The sequence below is a fragment of the Candidatus Tisiphia endosymbiont of Melanophora roralis genome (assembly GCF_964026575.1).
In the GTDB taxonomy this organism is placed as follows: Bacteria; Pseudomonadota; Alphaproteobacteria; order Rickettsiales; family Rickettsiaceae; genus Tisiphia.
The window spans coordinates 1,002,995-1,021,160 of record NZ_OZ032161.1 but is presented as its reverse complement, the minus strand read 5'-3'; the positions used below and the strand labels follow the sequence as shown (position 1 = coordinate 1,021,160).

General features: G+C 32.5%; 20 protein-coding genes and 1 pseudogene. 12 read left to right on the top strand and 9 right to left on the bottom strand.

Annotation, left to right across the window (positions count from 1 at the left end; genetic code table 11):
- Positions 1 to 12: 12 nt before the first annotated feature.
- Complete coding sequence (locus AAGD53_RS04945; RefSeq protein WP_341762417.1) at positions 13 to 1,557, bottom strand: acyl-CoA carboxylase subunit beta; 1,545 nt, start codon at positions 1,555 to 1,557, stop codon at positions 13 to 15.
- A gap of 203 nt (positions 1,558 to 1,760) precedes the next feature.
- On the opposite strand from AAGD53_RS04945, the gene AAGD53_RS04940 reads away from it, so the two are divergent.
- From AAGD53_RS04940 to AAGD53_RS04925, 4 genes are all read left to right on the top strand, one after another.
- Positions 1,761 to 2,180 (top strand): carboxymuconolactone decarboxylase family protein, encoded by a 420-nt coding sequence (locus AAGD53_RS04940; protein ID WP_341762416.1) that lies wholly within the window; start codon positions 1,761 to 1,763, stop codon positions 2,178 to 2,180.
- A gap of 195 nt (positions 2,181 to 2,375) precedes the next feature.
- Positions 2,376 to 2,588: a hypothetical protein gene (locus tag AAGD53_RS04935; protein WP_341762415.1), complete on the top strand. Its 213-nt coding sequence runs from the start codon at positions 2,376 to 2,378 to the stop codon at positions 2,586 to 2,588.
- Positions 2,575 to 3,225 carry a ribulose-phosphate 3-epimerase gene (rpe, locus tag AAGD53_RS04930; protein ID WP_341762414.1) on the top strand — a complete coding sequence of 217 codons (651 nt, stop codon included), beginning with the start codon at positions 2,575 to 2,577 and terminating at the stop codon, positions 3,223 to 3,225. The genes AAGD53_RS04935 and rpe overlap by 14 nt, the downstream gene beginning before the upstream one ends.
- A 122-nt stretch (positions 3,226 to 3,347) precedes the next feature.
- Positions 3,348 to 4,664: a palindromic element RPE1 domain-containing protein gene (locus tag AAGD53_RS04925; protein WP_341762413.1), complete on the top strand. Its 1,317-nt coding sequence runs from the start codon at positions 3,348 to 3,350 to the stop codon at positions 4,662 to 4,664.
- A 34-nt stretch (positions 4,665 to 4,698) separates the two neighbouring features.
- Here AAGD53_RS04925 and AAGD53_RS04920 read toward each other — a convergent pair whose 3' ends face one another.
- Positions 4,699 to 5,388, bottom strand: coding sequence for a M48 family metallopeptidase (locus AAGD53_RS04920; protein WP_341762412.1), 690 nt, complete (start codon positions 5,386 to 5,388; stop codon positions 4,699 to 4,701).
- An 83-nt stretch (positions 5,389 to 5,471) separates the two neighbouring features.
- On the opposite strand from AAGD53_RS04920, the gene AAGD53_RS04915 reads away from it, so the two are divergent.
- The 5 genes and pseudogenes from AAGD53_RS04915 to AAGD53_RS04895 all read left to right on the top strand — a co-directional run bounded on the left by AAGD53_RS04915 (position 5,472) and on the right by AAGD53_RS04895 (position 8,176).
- Positions 5,472 to 5,696 carry a DUF6290 family protein gene (locus tag AAGD53_RS04915; protein ID WP_341762411.1) on the top strand — a complete coding sequence of 75 codons (225 nt, stop codon included), beginning with the start codon at positions 5,472 to 5,474 and terminating at the stop codon, positions 5,694 to 5,696.
- Positions 5,686 to 5,946 (top strand): type II toxin-antitoxin system RelE family toxin, encoded by a 261-nt coding sequence (locus AAGD53_RS04910; RefSeq protein WP_341762410.1) that lies wholly within the window; start codon positions 5,686 to 5,688, stop codon positions 5,944 to 5,946. Before AAGD53_RS04915 ends, AAGD53_RS04910 begins: the two co-directional genes overlap by 11 nt.
- A gap of 198 nt (positions 5,947 to 6,144) precedes the next feature.
- Positions 6,145 to 6,288, top strand: a pseudogene (locus AAGD53_RS04905) (Fic family protein); the annotation flags it as partial.
- Between the two features lie 229 nt (positions 6,289 to 6,517).
- Positions 6,518 to 7,906, top strand: coding sequence for a dihydrolipoyl dehydrogenase (gene lpdA / locus AAGD53_RS04900; RefSeq protein WP_341762409.1), 1,389 nt, complete (start codon positions 6,518 to 6,520; stop codon positions 7,904 to 7,906).
- A 75-nt stretch (positions 7,907 to 7,981) separates the two neighbouring features.
- Positions 7,982 to 8,176 (top strand): hypothetical protein, encoded by a 195-nt coding sequence (locus AAGD53_RS04895; RefSeq protein WP_341762408.1) that lies wholly within the window; start codon positions 7,982 to 7,984, stop codon positions 8,174 to 8,176.
- Positions 8,177 to 8,591: 415 nt separating this feature from the next.
- Here the strand turns inward: AAGD53_RS04895 and AAGD53_RS04885 are convergent, their stop codons facing one another.
- From AAGD53_RS04885 to AAGD53_RS04875, 3 genes are all read right to left on the bottom strand, one after another.
- Positions 8,592 to 9,023 carry a DUF2670 domain-containing protein gene (locus AAGD53_RS04885; protein WP_341762407.1) on the bottom strand — a complete coding sequence of 144 codons (432 nt, stop codon included), beginning with the start codon at positions 9,021 to 9,023 and terminating at the stop codon, positions 8,592 to 8,594.
- Positions 9,024 to 9,130: 107 nt separating this feature from the next.
- Complete coding sequence (locus AAGD53_RS04880; protein WP_341762406.1) at positions 9,131 to 9,778, bottom strand: heme exporter protein CcmB; 648 nt, start codon at positions 9,776 to 9,778, stop codon at positions 9,131 to 9,133.
- A gap of 491 nt (positions 9,779 to 10,269) precedes the next feature.
- Positions 10,270 to 10,482 (bottom strand): palindromic element RPE1 domain-containing protein, encoded by a 213-nt coding sequence (locus AAGD53_RS04875; RefSeq protein ID WP_341762405.1) that lies wholly within the window; start codon positions 10,480 to 10,482, stop codon positions 10,270 to 10,272.
- A 46-nt stretch (positions 10,483 to 10,528) separates the two neighbouring features.
- Between AAGD53_RS04875 and AAGD53_RS04870 the strand changes: the two genes are divergently transcribed.
- Complete coding sequence (locus tag AAGD53_RS04870) at positions 10,529 to 10,675, top strand: hypothetical protein (RefSeq protein ID WP_341760835.1); 147 nt, start codon at positions 10,529 to 10,531, stop codon at positions 10,673 to 10,675.
- An 82-nt stretch (positions 10,676 to 10,757) separates the two neighbouring features.
- Here AAGD53_RS04870 and AAGD53_RS04865 read toward each other — a convergent pair whose 3' ends face one another.
- From AAGD53_RS04865 to AAGD53_RS04850, 4 genes are all read right to left on the bottom strand, one after another.
- The gene (locus tag AAGD53_RS04865) at positions 10,758 to 11,051 is read right to left on the bottom strand and encodes a hypothetical protein (RefSeq protein ID WP_341762404.1); all 294 of its coding nucleotides are present in this window, start codon (positions 11,049 to 11,051) and stop codon (positions 10,758 to 10,760) included.
- 88 nt (positions 11,052 to 11,139) lie between these two features.
- Positions 11,140 to 12,402: an ATP-dependent Clp protease ATP-binding subunit ClpX gene (clpX, locus tag AAGD53_RS04860; RefSeq protein ID WP_341762403.1), complete on the bottom strand. Its 1,263-nt coding sequence runs from the start codon at positions 12,400 to 12,402 to the stop codon at positions 11,140 to 11,142.
- Positions 12,403 to 12,560: 158 nt separating this feature from the next.
- Positions 12,561 to 13,970, bottom strand: a complete 1,410-nt coding sequence (dnaA, locus tag AAGD53_RS04855; protein ID WP_375331319.1) for a chromosomal replication initiator protein DnaA — start codon at positions 13,968 to 13,970, stop codon at positions 12,561 to 12,563.
- A complete protein-coding gene (locus AAGD53_RS04850; protein ID WP_341763424.1) occupies positions 13,955 to 14,338 on the bottom strand; it encodes a rhodanese-like domain-containing protein in 384 nt (127 codons plus the stop codon). Before AAGD53_RS04850 ends, dnaA begins: the two co-directional genes overlap by 16 nt.
- Before the next feature lie 135 nt (positions 14,339 to 14,473).
- Here AAGD53_RS04850 and AAGD53_RS04845 point away from each other — a divergent pair, with 135 nt between their 5' ends.
- Together AAGD53_RS04845 and mfd are read left to right on the top strand one after the other, a co-directional pair.
- Entirely contained in the window at positions 14,474 to 14,770 is a 297-nt protein-coding gene (locus tag AAGD53_RS04845) for a succinate dehydrogenase assembly factor 2 (protein WP_341762402.1), read from the top strand.
- Between the two features lie 12 nt (positions 14,771 to 14,782).
- Complete coding sequence (gene mfd, locus AAGD53_RS04840) at positions 14,783 to 18,163, top strand: transcription-repair coupling factor (protein WP_341762401.1); 3,381 nt, start codon at positions 14,783 to 14,785, stop codon at positions 18,161 to 18,163.
- The last annotated feature ends 3 nt before the right edge of the window (positions 18,164 to 18,166 follow it).

Sequence of the window (18,166 nt, the reverse complement as noted above, 5' to 3'; positions counted from 1 at the left end):
TGCTTAAATATACTAAAGTGGTAAGTTATCATGCTTCTTCCATGGTAATTGTATTTTTTTGTTTTGAAGAAAGTTTAGTGCTTTACATATGCGCCATCTAGTATTTTGAGGCTTTATAATATCGTCTAGGTATCCTCTAGATGCTGCAGCGAAAGGAGAAGTAACAGTATCTTTATACTCTTGGATTTTTTGTTTTTTTGATTCTAGATCTTTGCATTCTTCTTTAAATATTATTTCAGCAGCTCCTTCAGCTCCAAGTACTGCAATTTCTGAGTTGAACCACGCGTAATTTACATCCCCACGAAGATGTTTTGAGTTCATCACTATATAAGCTCCACCATAAGCTTTCCTAGTAATTATGGTAATTTTTGGTACAGTCGCTTCAGCATACGCATATAACAATTTTGCTCCATGTTTAATAATTCCGTTATGCTCTTGATCAGTGCCAGGTAAAAAACCTGGTACATCAACTAGAGTTACTATTGGGATATTAAACGCATCACAAAAACGAACAAACCTTGCTGCCTTTCTTGATGCGTTAATATCTAAACAGCCAGCTAAATGTAATGGTTGATTCGCAACAAATCCTATAGGTCTTCCTTCCATATAACCAAAGCCGATTATAATATTTCTAGCAAAATCTGGTTGCAGCTCAAAAAATTCTCCTTCATCAACAATACGCTCAATTAATTCTTTCATGTCATAAGCTTTGTTCGGAATGCTTGGGACTAAGGTGTTTAGGGACATATCAACCCGATCAGCTGGGTCTTCGGTACGACGATGTGGTAGAGGACTACTATTTGATAGAGGTAAAAAATTAAAAAACCTTCTAGTTTCTAGAAGTAGCTCTATATCATTTTTAAAAGCAAGGTCAGCAACACCACTCTTTGTAGTATGCATTTTTGCTCCGCCAAGTTGTTCTTGGCTTACTTCTTCACCTGTAACAGTTTTAACTACGTCTGGTCCTGTTACAAACATATAAGAAGTATTTTTAACCATGAATATGAAATCTGTTAAGGCAGGAGAATAAACAGCACCACCAGCACAAGGTCCCATAATTAAGGTGATTTGTGGAATAATACCGGAAGCAATTACATTGCGTTGAAATAATTCTCCATAACCACCAAGGGCGTCAACCCCTTCCTGAATTCTTGCACCCCCCGAATCATTTATGCCAATAACTGGTGCTCCTACTGCTAAAGCAGAATCGAGTATAGTGCAAATTTTTTTAGCGTGATATTCTCCAAGAGATCCACCTAACACCGTAAAATCTTGGCTATACACAAAAACCAACCTACCATTTATGGTGCCATGTCCAGTTATTATACCGTCCCCTAGGAATTTTTTGTCGTTCATGCCAAAATTACTGCATCTATGTTCAACAAACATTCCTGTTTCTTCAAAACTTTCAGGATCTAGTAATACTTCTATCCTTTCTCTTGCAGTAAGTTTACCTTTTTTATGTTGTAAGGCGATTCTCTCTCCCCCTCCACCTTGACGGGCATTATTACGCTTTTCATCAAGTGATTCAGGAGAATTTACAATATGTTGATTCATTATGGCTATACTAGTTCATTATAAAATCATAACCTGTAGTATAATAATAAAATGTCGAAAAGATAGTAGAAATTTATTTGAATAGTTATAGAATTTAACTTACTACTGAATTTGTCAGTTCTTTACTTGACAGATGAAATGGTTTAGATATAGACATTGTTCAGGAATAATATTTACTAAATAACTAAATTCAAAGGAAAAAAATGAACTATGCCGAAATCTCTAAGAACACAATGTCATGTATATATAAATCTTATGAAAGTCTTAATGAATCTCCTCTTGATAAGGGACTAAGATCCTTAATTGAACTGAGGGTATCACAAATAAATAGCTGCTTTTATTGTTGCAATTTACATCTTACAGATGCTAGAAAGAATAATGTGCCTCAAAAGAAGTTAGATTTATTACCAATTTGGTCTTCTAGTAAAGAAGTATTTAGTGAAAAAGAAGTTATAGCTCTAAGATGGTGTGAATTAATAACGCGGGGTTTCTTCAAGGAAATTGACGCAATGAAAGATGAAATATTACAGTATTTTTCTGAGAGAGAAATTGTAGATATTACTATTTGTATTTCAATTATGAATGCCTTAAATAGAATAGCTATAAGCTTAAAAACACTTTAACTGTGGGTATACTGCTCGTAAATAAAGAGTTGGTAGACGAAGGTCAACTTCAAGAAGAGCTAGGAGTGTCAAAATCGAGCAGCGGAGCGTACATTAGTACGTGAGCAGCGGAGATCTTTAGACACGACGACGCCAATTCTTGAAGTTCACCGAGTATATATATCTATAGTTTTTGGGTGGTATAACATAAGTGATATGTATTTTATAGAATGCAGTGAAAAACTTAAAAAAGTTTATAGGAAGGTTTTTATAACAAAGGAAAAGCAGCAGAAATTGCAAAATAATGGGAGTAAATTTAGTGAGAGTAAATTTCAAAAACTGTCTAGTGCTTTAAAACAGAATATAGCAAGAAGAAAAAATAGCCAAAAAGTTCATATTGAGGATAAAAACAAAAGTGAAAATAATTAAGATCGCACCTTCGTTACTATCAGCAGATTTTGCTAATTTGCAAAAAGAAATCAGTTCTTTGGAAGAAGCTGGTGCTGATATGATCCATATAGACGTTATGGATGGACATTTTGTACCTAACTTAACATTTGGGCCTCCTATAATAAAAGCTTTAAGAGCTCACACTACATTACCATTTGACGTACATTTAATGATTAATAACCCAGAATATTCGATTAAAGACTATGCTAATAGCGGAGCAGATATTATCACTATCCATCCTGAAACCACTATTCATCTTGACAGAACTTTAAGTATTATTCAAAATTTGGGGCTAAAAGCTGGGGTGGCACTACTTCCCTCTACAAGTCCAAATTCTATAGATTATATTATTGATAAAGTAGATCTAATTCTAGCAATGACCGTAAACCCCGGTTTTTCTAGCCAAAAGTTTATAGAGAATCAGTTAGAGAAAGTCAAAATTATTTCAGAAAAAATCAAAAATTTTGGTAAACCTATAATGCTTTCTGTAGATGGAGGAATAAATGATGTTACCAGTAAGAACTGTATAAAAGCTGGAGCTGATATTTTAGTATCAGGTAATTTTATTTTCCAGTCAAAAGATTATCAAAAACAAATAGACTTACTAAAACATTAAGCTATTTATACCACAAGGTCATTTATTAATATGTATTAACATATTAAATATATTGATCAATAATATAGTTATGTTTTATAATCAACTCTTGATATCTACAAACAGTTCTAGGAGATAATATAATGGAAAATAATAAATTAATTGCGTTAATTGCAATATATAAAGCTAGAGCTTATCAACATGCATTATGTAATGAGCAAAATAAGATTCTAGCTGAAAATAAAATATTATGGGACAAACAAAAACAGACTATTACTGACAGTACTTTAATTAAGAGTGTAAAGGATAAATTAGCAAATGATTTAGAGAATATTGTAAGTATTAATAGTCTTGTTGTAAACAATGATAATTTACCACCGGGAATTCAATATAACAAAATGCAAGAAGTGCTAAGTGGGGTTAATCAGTTATTTATCAATGATGAAGCCAATATCATAAAAATAGCAAATGGTGTATTGCCAAATGATTATAATAATAATATTGGAGATAATTTACCTATTTTAAGAAGCCAAGGGTATTATGGTACTTCTAAAACTACTTTTAGCTCTTGTGCAATATGGTATATATATTTTGCTTTAAATAATAGTTCTCTTTCGAAACTCGCTTATGCTGAGGAATTTAAAGAAGCCACGGAACGCAGAACCGCAGCGGACGATGATGTACGTGAGGATTCGAGTACCGGAGCGACGAATAAATTACCAGCAGAAGTAGAGTTTCGAAAGAGAACTAATATTAATGCAATTGATATATTTAATTCCGCGATCACTCATGTAATTGCTATACCATCTAGCGTTGTTATACCACCAAACTATAGCTGGCATTATATTAAAAACGGTATTAATGGTTTTGGTTTTGTGCATAGTGGTTATTCATTTGGTGGCTCACTAGATGAAGAGAGTTTGTATCCTAAAGGCAAAACATTTGAGCCGCAAGATTGTTCGTCTTTCGTTGATTTAGTGACATCCGTACCTGTAGCATTAGATACCTCTGATGAGCTATGTATATATAGATCCTATATGGGTGGGTTTATTCCTCAACCTTGGAAAGATTCTAAGCAGGCTAGTTTGATACCGTTATATAGACCAGTACAACCTGCAGATGTACAAATAGGTGATATTTATTTTTTTAGAGAGTTTAATTCAGATCACTTACCAGCAACTAGCGTGGGAGTAAGTGGGCATACAACTATTGTAATTGATAAAACAAAAGAACAAGTGATAACAGTAGGTGATGATCGTGATATGCCAACTTTAGAAGGCATAGGTATAGCAAATTTTCATTTTACTGGCGACTCCAATAGACAGGTGTTTTTTCTAAGGTTAAGTGAGGAATATATCGATCACCTACCTGATCCTAACAATTTTAAAAATCTTAACTATAATGGTGTACAGGATTTAGCACAAATTATTAAATATTTTGATCAATTAATAAGTAAATAATGAAAATTCTAATTAAAAAGCCGTAAGTTACGGATTATTGCAAATATTGATGGAGATTATTGCCATTTTCCTTAAGCCATAATTTAGCCAACTTATAGTCTGGATAAAGTTTTGCTACTAAATTCCAAAAATGAGGACTGTGATTCATTTCAATTATATGACATATTTCATGGACCACTAAGTATTTTAATATTTTTTTTGGAGCAAAAATAAGACGCCAATTAAAAGCAAGTACAGCCTTACTAGAGCAACTTCCCCATTTGCTCTTATTATTCATAATTTTAATTTTAGTAAAGTTTATATTATGTTCTTTCGCTAGAAGAGTAGCAAGTTTTGCGGTTTCTAGTAACAACATATCTTTCAAAAACCTTACTAAAGTACTTTTGTGTTGTGAGGGTAAAGAATATATTTGAATAACATCATCTGTGATTTGTACTTTTTCATAATCTGCATCAATATTTAATAACGAATATACTTCGTCAAAGACTGTTATTGTGTTATAATCAAAGGGGGGCTTGTTTAAAAATTTTTGCAGTTTTTGCCTAACCCAAGATTCTTTTTCTAATAAAAACTTATATCCTGTATTAAAATTTTTATTAGGTAAAACTAATTCAGCTCCTTTGTGGTTTATTCTAATGCTAATTCGTTTGGCTTTATTACTATATCTTACTGGAATGTCAATATCAGCCCCTAGTTTATCTAAAGTAATCTGCTGATGTTTCATGTTTAAAATCTAATTTAAAAATTATTATTAATATAGTATATTGATAATAATAGTTAATTAAATTTATTAAGAGTAACTTAATTATGCATACTTTATCTTTTAACGTAGATGATCAGTTAAATGAACAAATTGAAGCTTTTGCTAAAGTACATGACCGTAGTAAAGCCTATATACTAAGAAAAGCTGTAGAGTTATATTTAGTCGATCAAAAGGATCTTACAATTGGCAGGCAAGCTTTAGATGAGTTTTATAACGATGGTTTTAAAACTTATTCATTAAATCAAATTAAAAAGGAAAATGGCTTATAGTATTCTGTTTACGGATCGTAGTAGAAAACAATTTTCAAAATTAAATAAAGATATACAACAACGTATAATTCACTATTTGGAAAGCAGAATCTCTATTAATCCTCATGATTTTGGCAAAAGTCTTGTTGGAGAGAAGAAAGGTCTTTGGCGTTACAGAGTTGATGATTATAGAATTATTTGCAATATTAGTAATAACGAATCGCTGATTTTGGTTATTAATGTAGGACATAGACGTGAAATATATGATTAAAACCGATATTAGCACATCTAAATACTAGAAATTACGGAGGCTAGAGGACTCTCGCTTATCATCCCAACGCCGTTATTAAGCCTATATAGCTGCAAAGTTCAAATTACTCTGTATTTAAAATCTAATATTATTTTATAGCCAATGATAGTATCATATGATACTATCATGTTAATATATGTAGTATCTCAAGTCAAAAATCCTAAGTCTAGGTTAGAATTTGCTAAAATAAAATTACCAAATAGTTGGTTTTCAAGGAAAGATTATATTCTATTACATAAGGATATTTCTTCTGCGTCGGCCAGTCGTGATCTAATCTTTGGAGTTATAAGGAAGGTATCCTAACTCATAAAGGTATACTCTTCTGCTTTGAAGAATTGTTTTTTGAAAATATCATGGATTCGCATGCTCACGTACTATATGTACGTTCCGCTTGCTCACCATTCATTTTCAAATCCAATTCTTCAAATCATTTGAGTATATAAAAAATCAAACTTGTTATAAATTTCAATAATAGACTCTTCCGTTAAATTAAGTTATAAAAGAAATCTAGAAAGAATGAGTGGATATATTAATGGAAAATTACGATCTAGCGATTATTGGTGGTGGACCAGGTGGTTACGTGGCTGCGATTAGGGCCGCACAACTAAATAAAAAAGTTGTGTTGATTGAGAAGGAGCATTTAGGAGGAGTTTGCTTAAATTGGGGTTGTATCCCAACAAAAGCACTGCTTAAATCAGCTGAATTATTTCAAAAAATTAGACATGCTAAAGATTATGGTATTATAGTAGGTGAAGCAAGTTTTGACCTAAAAAAAATAGTACAGCGTTCTAGAGATATATCGACACAGTTAACATCGGGTATTAAATCTCTGCTAAAAAAAAATAAGGTTACGATAATTGATGGCACGGCTAGGCTAGGAACAGGCAAGGTAGTAGATATCAATAATAATGGTCAAAAGATTTCGATTAAAGCCAAGGATATAATAATTGCAACAGGTGCAAGATCTAGAATCTTAGATGGATTTGAGCCGGATGGTAAGCAAGTTATTACCTCCAAAGAGGCTATGGTTCTTGATAAATTACCAAAATCTATGATTATTGTTGGATCAGGAGCGATTGGTATAGAATTTGCTTCATTTTATAATGATTTAGGAACAAATGTCACTGTAATTGAAGCACAAAATAGGATTTTACCTAGTGAAGATGAGGAAATTTCTTTAATGGCACGAAAAATCTTTGAAAAGAAAGGTATAAAAATTCATACTAATAGCAAATTGTTAAATCATAGCAAAACCCAAGACCATGTTGTAGTTGAAGTTGAGATAGATGGAAAAAATTACAAGATACAAGCTGAAATCTTGCTTATAGCCGTTGGTATAGTTGGTAACACGGAAAACCTTAATTTAGAAGAAACTAATATCAAAATAGATAGAGGTCATATTATTACCAATCAGTTTATGCAAACTTCGGAAGAAGGCATTTATGCAATAGGTGATGTAACATCAGCACCATGGCTTGCCCACAAGGCAAGTCATGAAGGTATTATTGCTGCGGAAACTATAGCGGGTCTTAAGGCTCATCCTATAGAGAAACGTAATATTCCAGGCTGTACTTATTCCTCACCACAGATTGCTAGTGTAGGACTTACTGAAGAACAAGCGAAAAAAGCTGGTTACCAAGTAAAAATTGGCAGATTCCCATCTATCGCTAACGGTAAAGCCTTGGTTGATGGTTATAATGAAGGGATGATAAAAACGATTTTTGATATAAAGACTGGAGAATTGTTAGGAGCTCATTTGATAGGTGAAGAGGTTACCGAACTAATTCAAGGTTATGTAATCACTAGAACTATGGAGGGTACGGAACTTGATTTAATGAATAGCATTTTTCCACATCCAACTTTATCTGAAATGATGGGAGAAGCGGTATTACAGGCTTATGGTAAGGCTATTCATATATAAAAAAATTTCTTTTTGCTACTTAGTGGTAAGCATAAATTATGTTATAAATTGTTCTAGAATTATATGAGGAAAAAAATGAGTAAAATGAACCGTGAAGATTATGGAATTTATCCACCAAGGAGGAGAATAAACATTGTTATGCAGCATGGCGTGTCATTTGGTGCGGCACTTGCTATGGCTATTTCATTTAATATAAACCACTCTGTATTATGGGCAGTCGTACATGGCGTGTTTTCTTGGCTGTATGTGGTTTATTATTGTTTGATTTAGTTTTATAGTCAATTGATGAGAAGTTGGTGACGTCGTCACTCGTCGCTCGCCTATTACATATAGGCGTCGCTCCATCGCTCCTAGCACCAAATCCTCCTGAATTGACTATAGTATAGCTAACTCGAAAAGGTTTAACTCGATAATCAAGTTTTTTAGAATTATTAAAAGATACGTCTATTAGCGAAGAGGCGATGGAAGCGGCGACGCGGCAATCTTGTGAAGTAGGGACAAGTATTACTTCAAAAGATTGCTACGACGCTGCTTTTCGCGGCTTGGCTTCTCGCTAATAGACAGTTAAGGAAAAACTTGATTATCGAGAATCAGATGCAGAGCCGTCTCAAATCTGATTGTTTCTATATATAATACTGAATTCGATGTAACAAGTTACATCGAATTCAGGTTAATTACCATCGGTTTATTTACCATCACTATCTGTAGAGTCGTTAGGAGAATCATAAGGATTGCGATATGGAAGCATTTCCGGTACTGTCTTATCTTTAGGCAATAACTTATTTAATCCATCCTCTAAAACTTTTTCCCCTGTTTCTTCTTCTCTAATTTCGTATTTTGGTGGGTCTCCTAAACATTTCCAAAAATTGGTTAAGCTCTCAAAGTTGGGACCTAATTTTGTAGTACAATTTTGAGCAATTGATTTAGATGTATCAAGAATTTCAATTGTAGCATCGGTCATATATTTTATAAATCCAATTTGTTCAAGACCCTTGGCTACCCAAAATAATACTATCAAAGAGGCAACTGCTATCATAAAGTACCATTTAGCTATGATACTCCATAAAAACATCCCCATAGGGTTAGCTGCTATTAGTCTTCTTAAAGCTTGCCACATATATAACTACCAAAAAATGGTTAAAAAACTACGATTAAATTACATGAATAATAAAAAAATAACAATTTTTTTATTAGTGCAGGGGTCAGTATGGTGTATAATATAAATTAAATGTTGTAAATATTCTTAATTAGATATGATGAGAGATAAAATATGGTTGGTAAAAGAAGCATATTGATACCAATCATAACAAAAATTAGACTTATATTCTCAAGATTTTGTAAAACAAGACCGGTAAGTATTATGTTGGGTATTAATAGTGGCATGATTAATATTGCTAGTAGGTTAGTATTTGACCTAAAATAGCTTTGAATAGATCCAATTAAAACTAGTAGGCTACTGGACAAAGTTAATAGCAAAGTTAGAGTGATAAAAAGATAGGTTACTGTTATTAGATCAAGATCGAAAATAATATAAATTATTGGGATATTTAATAAAGAGCTAGTAAGTGAACTAAAAAATATAGCAAATAATTTAGATGTAACAATTTCACTCTCACTGAAACTGGATAATAGTAACTCTAAACTTCCATCCTCCACATCTTGCTTTAATATTAGACTAGAGAAGCCAATTAGGGCTATTGGTAAAAAAATTACTGAAAAAATAACCCCAAATTTCTTAATATCTACTTGGTCATTGATTAAAGCAGTGCTGAAAATACAAAATAAAAAAAATATAAATAGATATTTGCTAAGATTATTAATACGATTTTGAATTAAGTATTCCCATTTTATTAGCTGTATTAGTTTATGCATATCTCATTATACTCGATAATCAAGTTTTTCCTTAACTGTCTATTAGCGAGAAGCCGCGAAAAGCGTCGTTGTAGCAATCTTTTGAAGTAATACTTGTCCCTACTTCACAACAAGATTGCCGCGTTGGCGATTCCATTGCCTCCTCGCTAATAGACGTATAGGGAACCTCAGTTCGATATAAGAATTAATAATTCTTATATCGATACTTGCTTTGTTATAAGGAAAAATGCACTCTTGAAGCGGCTGACGCGGGTGCATTTTAACTTTTTTCATCATTCAATATGTGATTTTAATTATTAAAATCACATATTGAATGGAGTATTATATTTTAACAATCAGGTGGGCAGGCGCTTCAAACCTGATTGTTTCTATATATAATACTGAATTCGATGTAACTTGTTACATTGAATTCAGGTTAGGGAAGCTATATTTACTAACTTTCGACAGTTATGGATGTTACCCCTAATGGCGATGACTACTTGAGCCTACTATTAACTTATTACATCAATATTTGAGGTTAACTTTACATTAGACTTCTTTCGAAACTCTACTTCTGCTGGTGATTTGTACGCGACGTCTGTACTCGAATCCTCACGTACATTAGAGTACGCTGCGGGTCGAGGTTCCGCGTCTCCTTCAAATCCCTCAGCATAAGCGAGTTTCGAAAGAAGTCTATTAAATAATTCATTATTAAAGGATATCAATATTACTATACCAATTTCTAATTATACCAAATATGTTTTTAAACAAATGATAGATGGTGGTAAAAGTTTACAGGAAATCTTTGATTTAATCAGAGGAGATTTACAACAAGAAATTAGTAATGAATCCTCATTATTGGAAGTAAAGAGTATATTTGCCCCATTTTTTTTCTACGGGAATCATGTTACTTTATGACAAATTAGTAAAACCTTTTTAATTACATTGCAACTAACTTCAAGAGCTGTTTTTACAGCTCTTGAAGCGGTAGTATTTGTAGTTATTCTGTAGGATGTGCGGCTTCTCCTGCTAGTGGTAGTGTGGCATCAGATGTATTAAGACTAGCTACCTCTGTAGTAGTAAAGTTGCCAACATTTTGGTTGTTAACATTTAAATCATTATCCTCTACCCTGTTGTTAGCATTAAAATTATTATCACCGTTATTTCTGAAATAATCCATAAGGGCTTTTTTTAAAGCTGCTGCATATTGGGGATGCAAACAATTCTGGTTTATTATTCTTTGAATAATTATTGCATCATTATCATTATTTATTGTTGCATCATTATTTATCATATATAATCCTCTATTAATTTTAAAATATAAAGGAAATTATAATTATTTGTAGAAAGAATATCAATTATTAATTAATAAATTATTTATTCTAAACCGCTATACGTTTTTTAGTAGCTTTTCCGTAGTTTTTTGGTGTAACTATGGGGGTAGCTTTGCCATCTATAACATCTTTTGAAATATGTACATGCATTTTTTTCAGATTGGTAACATTATACATGCTGTCAAGTAGCAGTGTCTCAATTATCGATCTAAGGCCTCTAGCTCCGGTTTTTCGTGCCAGTGCTTTCTCGGCTATTCCTTCTAAAGCATCATTATCAATTGATAGTTCAACATCGTCTAACTCAAATAATTTATGATATTGCTTGATAACAGCATTTTTGGGTTGAGTTAAAATTGCCACCAAAGATGCTTTGTCTAGGTCATCTAAAGTTGCTACTACTGGAAGCCTACCGATGAATTCTGGAATTAACCCAAACTTTACTAGATCTTCAATTTCTAATGATTTGAGTATTTCACTGTGTTTTTTTTCTTGTTTTGATTGGACATTTGCCGCAAAACCAATCGAACTTTGAGCAGTACGGGCATTAATGATATTATCTATCCCCATGAAAGCTCCACCGCATATGAACAAAATATTGGAAGTATCTACTTGAACAAAATCTTGCTGTGGGTGTTTTCTGCCACCTTGGGGGGGAACAGAAGCAATAGTTCCTTCCATGATTTTAAGTAATGCTTGTTGGACTCCTTCTCCCGATACATCTCTTGTTATGGAAGGGTTTTCAGATTTTCTAGCGATTTTATCTACTTCATCTATATAAACAATGCCTCGTTGGGCTTTGGCTATATTAAAGTCTGCTGCTTGTAATAATCTTAGCAAGATATTTTCAACATCTTCACCAACATAGCCAGCTTCGGTTAAAGAAGTGGCATCTGCCATAGTGAAAGGTACATCAAGAATTTTTGCTAAGGTTTGTGCCAAAAGGGTTTTACCAGAGCCAGTAGAGCCAATAATTAGGATATTTGATTTATTTAATTCGACATCATTATTACCTGACTCGATATATTCTAATCGTTTATAGTGATTATATACCGCAACTGATAAGACTTTTTTTGCTTGATCTTGACCAATTACGTAATCATTAAGAGTAGAAAAAATTCTTTGTGGTGTTGGAATTAAAGAGGCAACTTGTTTAAGAGTTACTTTAGTCTCTTCTTTTATAATATCACGGCAAAGTTCAATACATTCATTACAAATAAATACTGTTGGTCCAGCAATTAATTTTATTACTTCATATTGATTTTTACCACAAAAAGAACAGTTTAATTCTTTTTTTCCAACTTCCCCTGACATGATTCCGCTTTTTTAATTTATGAGTTTAATATAGCTTATATACCTCTAATATAGATAAGTTATTTAGGTAAGTCTAATATATTTTCAAGATACGCGAATTTGGGATAAGACAATATTTCTATTATGGGAAACGTGCTTTTCTTTAAATTCATAGTAATCTAGTTTTGCAGTATCTTCATTAACAGACTAAGTTCCTCTCGAAATTCTGCATCAATTTCACATAATTCTTCTACTTTTTTGATGGCATGCATTATTGTAGTATGATCTTTCTTACCAAATTTCTTACCAATATCAGTAAGGCTTTTTGGGGTTAATGTTTTACTTAAATACATAGCTACTTGCCTTGGTCTAGCTATTGAGCGAATACGTCTAGGAGAAGACATATCAGAAAATTTAATATTATAACGATCAGCTACTTTTCTTTGAATATCTTCAATCGTTATAATTCTTTCATTGGAACGTAGTAAGTCACGTAAAATATTTTGGGTATTTTCTAAAGTTATCTCCCTACCAACTAAAGTTGAATGAGCAATAACTTTATTAAGAGCCCCCTCTAACTCTCTAACATTTGACGTTATTTTTGATGCCAAGAATTCTACAACATTTTTAGGTATGTGAATATTCATCTGTTCAAGCTTAGATTCTAATATTCCCAATCTTAGTTCATAAGTAGTACTGTGAACATCTGCAACCAATCCCCAACCAAGCCTAGACTTAATCCGCTCTTCAATATTATCTAAATCAGACGGTGAACGGTCACATGATATAACCATTTGACGATTATTATCAATCAAAGCATTGAAAGTATGAAAAAACTCTTCTTGAGTACTATCTTTACCAGATATAAATTGAATATCATCGATCATTAGCACGTCAACTGAACGAAATTCTTCTTTAAAGGACATAACATCTTTATTACGAAGTGCTTTGATGAATTGATACATAAACTTTTCTGCCGACATGTAAATTACTTTGCGAGTCGGGTTATTATGTCTTATATACCAAGCAATAGCATGCATTAAGTGTGTCTTACCAAGGCCAACACCCCCATACAAAAATAAGGGGTTAGATTCAGCTACGGCACTCTCTGATTCAGCAACTGCTCTAGAGGCTGCATATGCTAACTCATTTGGTCCACCAACTACAAAATTTTCAAAAGTAAATCGTAAGTCTAATGCTGAAAAAATGCCTTCGGAATTGATATCCATTCCTTCTTTTATTGATGGAATTTTTGCTAAATATTCAGGTATATTTGGATTTTGTTCTAGTAATTCTTTAGTAACTATCTCAATTGATTTAATATCTTTGTCATAGGACTGCCAAGATTGCAATATATCACGTGCATATCTTGATTTTATCCAATCTCGAATAAAATTTGTTGGTGTAGAAAGTATAACAGTAGTAGTAGAAGCTTCTAGAAAGTTAATCTTACTGAACCAACTTTTATACAAAGACTCACCATAATGTTTATTAAGATCAGAACAAACATGCTGCCAAATATCTCTATAATGAGCTACTTCCTTTTCTACAGTCAATTGATTTTGGTTAGTATTCACAGAACTTGCCATGGTAAATTATTTTGTTTCCAACCAGCTCCATTATCTCCTCCTTCAAAACCATCAATGATGTTGTAGCAGTTTGGATAACCTAAACCACCAGCACACGATGCCGCTTCATGAGATCGTACACCTGAACGGCAAAGGAATAATACATTATTTTTATTCCTGACTTTCGATATGAACTGGTTGTTAAATTCATGATTTAAGGACATATCAGGCAATAAACGCCAGCTAAGAAAAAGTACTTGATCTTTATCAAGCTTTGGAATACCTATTTTTTGCCATTCTTCAGTAGTTCTAACATCAACAACAATGGTACACTTATCCATTCCTAGCAACTTATAAGCTTCTAAGGAAGATATATTTTTGATACTTATAGGCATCTGCATTTTTTTGAATATATTAAAATTTATTGAATAAGAACAAGATTTAGACTAATTAAATTTGAGTATATACTACATATACAATTTATATTTTATATTTGGTAATTGTCAAACTATCTGAATCATATTATGATATTTTTTTGTAAGATTATCAATATGGACTATTTAAAAAAGGCATTCCTAACTAAAAAATTACTATACCAAAGCAAAAATCGTGGTTGCAAAGAAACCGGGTTAATATTAGGTAAATTTGCTGAACAATTTCTTGCTAATATGGACATAGATAGTTTAACAGATTTTGCTTTAATACTTAATCAAAATGATATAGATATTTATGATTGGATTACCAATAAAACAACTCCTCCTGTTCACTTAAAGTCAAAAGTGATGTTACAAATACTTAATTTTGATATTAACCGCCTATAAGCTTAATAAACAATGATACAACAACCTCTACCACTCAGTGCAAAAAGTTTTTTTGCTAATGAGTATTTCTCAAATAAACCAACCAAGAATATTTTACTTATTTTTGCTAGTGAAGATGATGCAATTAATAGCCATAAACAGTTATTATTTTTTGCACAAAGCATTAAGACTAGTAATATATTATATTTTCCTAGTTTTGATACTATACCATATGATCGCATTTCACCCCAGTCTAACATTTTATCAGAAAGAGCTAATACACTAAGTTATTTAGCAACTAATAATGAAAAAAAATTGGTAGTTACTAATGCGGTGAATTTACTGAGCAAATTACCGCCTTCGGAATTCCTAGTTAAGTCTTTTCTGAAATTACATAATAAAATGAAGTTTTCAGCGGGTAAGCTCGCTGAGTTCCTAGTACATAATGGTTTTACAAGGAGTAGTAGTAGCATTGATAGTGGCGAATTTTCAGTAAGAGGAGAGATAGTAGATATAATTTTACCAGGGTATAAGGGCTATCGTATTAATTTTAGTTGGGATCACATAGAGTCAATAAGAGAATTTGATATTGATAGTCAAATTTCTACTAATAGCTGCACGGAGCTAATAATTAATTCTGCCAGTGAGGTAATATTAAATCTAGAAACAATAAAGAATTTTAGAGATAATTATCTAAAAGCTTTTGGTGTTAATTACGTGAATAGCCCTTTATATGAATCAATAACTGAAGGAAAAAAATTTCAAGGATATGAACATTTATCTCCTTTATTCTATAATTCTTTCAGTAGTTTAATTAATTATTTAGATGATCCTATTATTATTTATGATAATTTGTCGTTACAATCAATTCTTGAGCAGGAGAATAATTATACAGATCTTTACAAATCCCGCATTGAGTCTAATAAAATAAAATTAAACACATTCTATCCTGCGTTGCCTCCTGAGCAGATTTACTTTACCAGTCAGGAAATACAAACTTTACTAGAACAGGATAAGAATATTTTAATTACTCCTGAAGATTCATCTTATGCATATTCATTAGAAAAAATTATTGCCACTAGTTTTATTGAGGATAAGACAGTTTTTGATAAGCTATTTGAGATTATAGAGAACAATAATACTAAAATACCAATTATTTTTTGTCAGTCTAAAAGTAATTTGGAAAGACTGAAGAGCTTGATAAATAGCTACTCACGAGAATATATCGAGATAGACAATCTACAACAGGCAAAAATTGGTGTGATAAATCTTGCATATGTCCAACTGAGTCAAGGATTTTATAGTGATAGATATTTGTTTATTGCAGCTCACGATATTTTAGGGAAAAGTGCGGCAAACGTTCGCCAGCAAGGTGCTAAACGTAAGCTTAAAAACATTCTAATGGAATTAGATAATTTAGGTGAAGGAGAGTTAGTTGTTCATAAGGATCATGGTATTGGTCAATTTCTTAATGTTGAAACACTAGATGTTAAAGGCAAAGCTCATGATTTCCTAAAAATTTTATATGAGAATAATGATAAATTATATATTCCTGTTGAGAATATAGAGTTAATTAAGAAATATGGTAGTAGTGAAGCACAGCTGGCCAAGTTAGGTAGCAGTAGCTGGCAAAGAAGTAAGGCTAAGCTCAAGAATCGTATTACAGAAATTGCCGAACAATTATTAGCAATAGCTGCTAAGAGGAAATTAACTGTAACTAATCCAATAGAGTTTGATCATGAAGAATATGACAAATTCTGTCAGAGATTTAAATATACCGAAACTGAAGATCAATTAAATGCCATAAATGATATTAGAAAAGATTTTGACTCAGGTCTTTTAATGGATAGATTAATTTGTGGTGATGTTGGTTTTGGAAAAACTGAAGTGGCCATAAGGGCAACTTTTATGGTAGCTAAATCAAACTGTGACGTCCCCCCTCAAGTAGCCATTGTCGTACCAACTACTATTCTAGGTAAGCAGCATTATTTAAGATTTCGCAAAAGATTTAAGGATTTAGGGCTGAATATAGTACAATTATCTAGTCTAGTTACCAATAGCGAGGCTAAAATGGTTAAAGAACAAATCAAAAATGGTACAGCTAATATAATAATTGGTACACATGTCTTGCTGAGTAAGAATATAGAATTTAGTAACCTAAGATTATTAATAATTGATGAAGAACAACATTTTGGTGTTGCTCAAAAGGAACATTTAAAGAAACTAAGAACTACAATGCATGTTCTATCTCTTTCGGCGACCCCAATTCCTCGTACAATGCAGATGTCTATGGTAGGGCTGAAAGACCTTAGTATCATTGCCACACCACCGATTGATAGGCTAGAAGTTCGGACAACAGTTATGCCGTTTGATCCGGTGATTATTAGAGATGCTTTACTTAGAGAACGTTTCCGTGGTGGTAGAAGTTTCTATGTAGTGCCTAGAATTAAGGACATCCCGGATATAGAGAGATACTTACAGGAAGGTGTACCTGAACTAAAGTACAAAGTTGCTCATGGCCAAATGCCAGCTGCCAAAGTAGATGAGATTATGAGTGAATTTTGTGATGGTAAGTTTGACATACTCGTTTCTACCACAATAATTGAGTCAGGTATAGATATTGCCGAAGCTAATACAATGATTATTCATAAATCTGATATGCTTGGTTTGAGTCAGTTATATCAGCTCAGAGGTAGGATAGGACGAAGTAAAGTCAGAGGTTATGCCTATTTAACCTTAGCTAATTATAAGAAAATGACCGCACATTCAATAAAACGTCTAGAAATAATGCAGAGTAGTTGTACTCTTGGTTCTGGTTTTACCATTGCCAGCCATGATATGGATTTACGTGGTTTTGGTAACTTGGTAGGAGAAGAGCAGTCTGGACAGATTAAAGAAGTAGGAGTGGAGCTTTATCAGGAGATGTTAGATGAACAAATAGCAATTCTTAAGGATGAAGTTATTGAGCAGCCAAAAGCTTTTGTTCCAATAATTAATTTGGGATTACCTGTTTTCATTTCCGATAATTATATTGCAGATTCTGCTCTTAAACTAAGTTTGTACAGAAGAGTTGGAAATTTAATTGATGATATAGATATTGAAAATTTTAAGGACGAAATGGTTGACCGTTTTGGTCCTATCCCATCAGAGTTTAATAATCTACTTAATATAGTAAAAATAAAGCATAAATGCAGTAAGCTTAATATTGAAAATTTAGACTCTGGTGATCGAGGATTTGTTTTAAAATTTTATAAAGAATCAGATATAGCTGATAAGATTAGAAATTTTGTTATAAAATATCCTCAGCAAACCAAAATAAAACCGGATACTAAGTTAGTATTTACCAAAACATTGGTAGGAAAAGATATTATAGAGGAAGCGAATAGTCTGTTGGAGCAATTATTGGCGGCATAATAC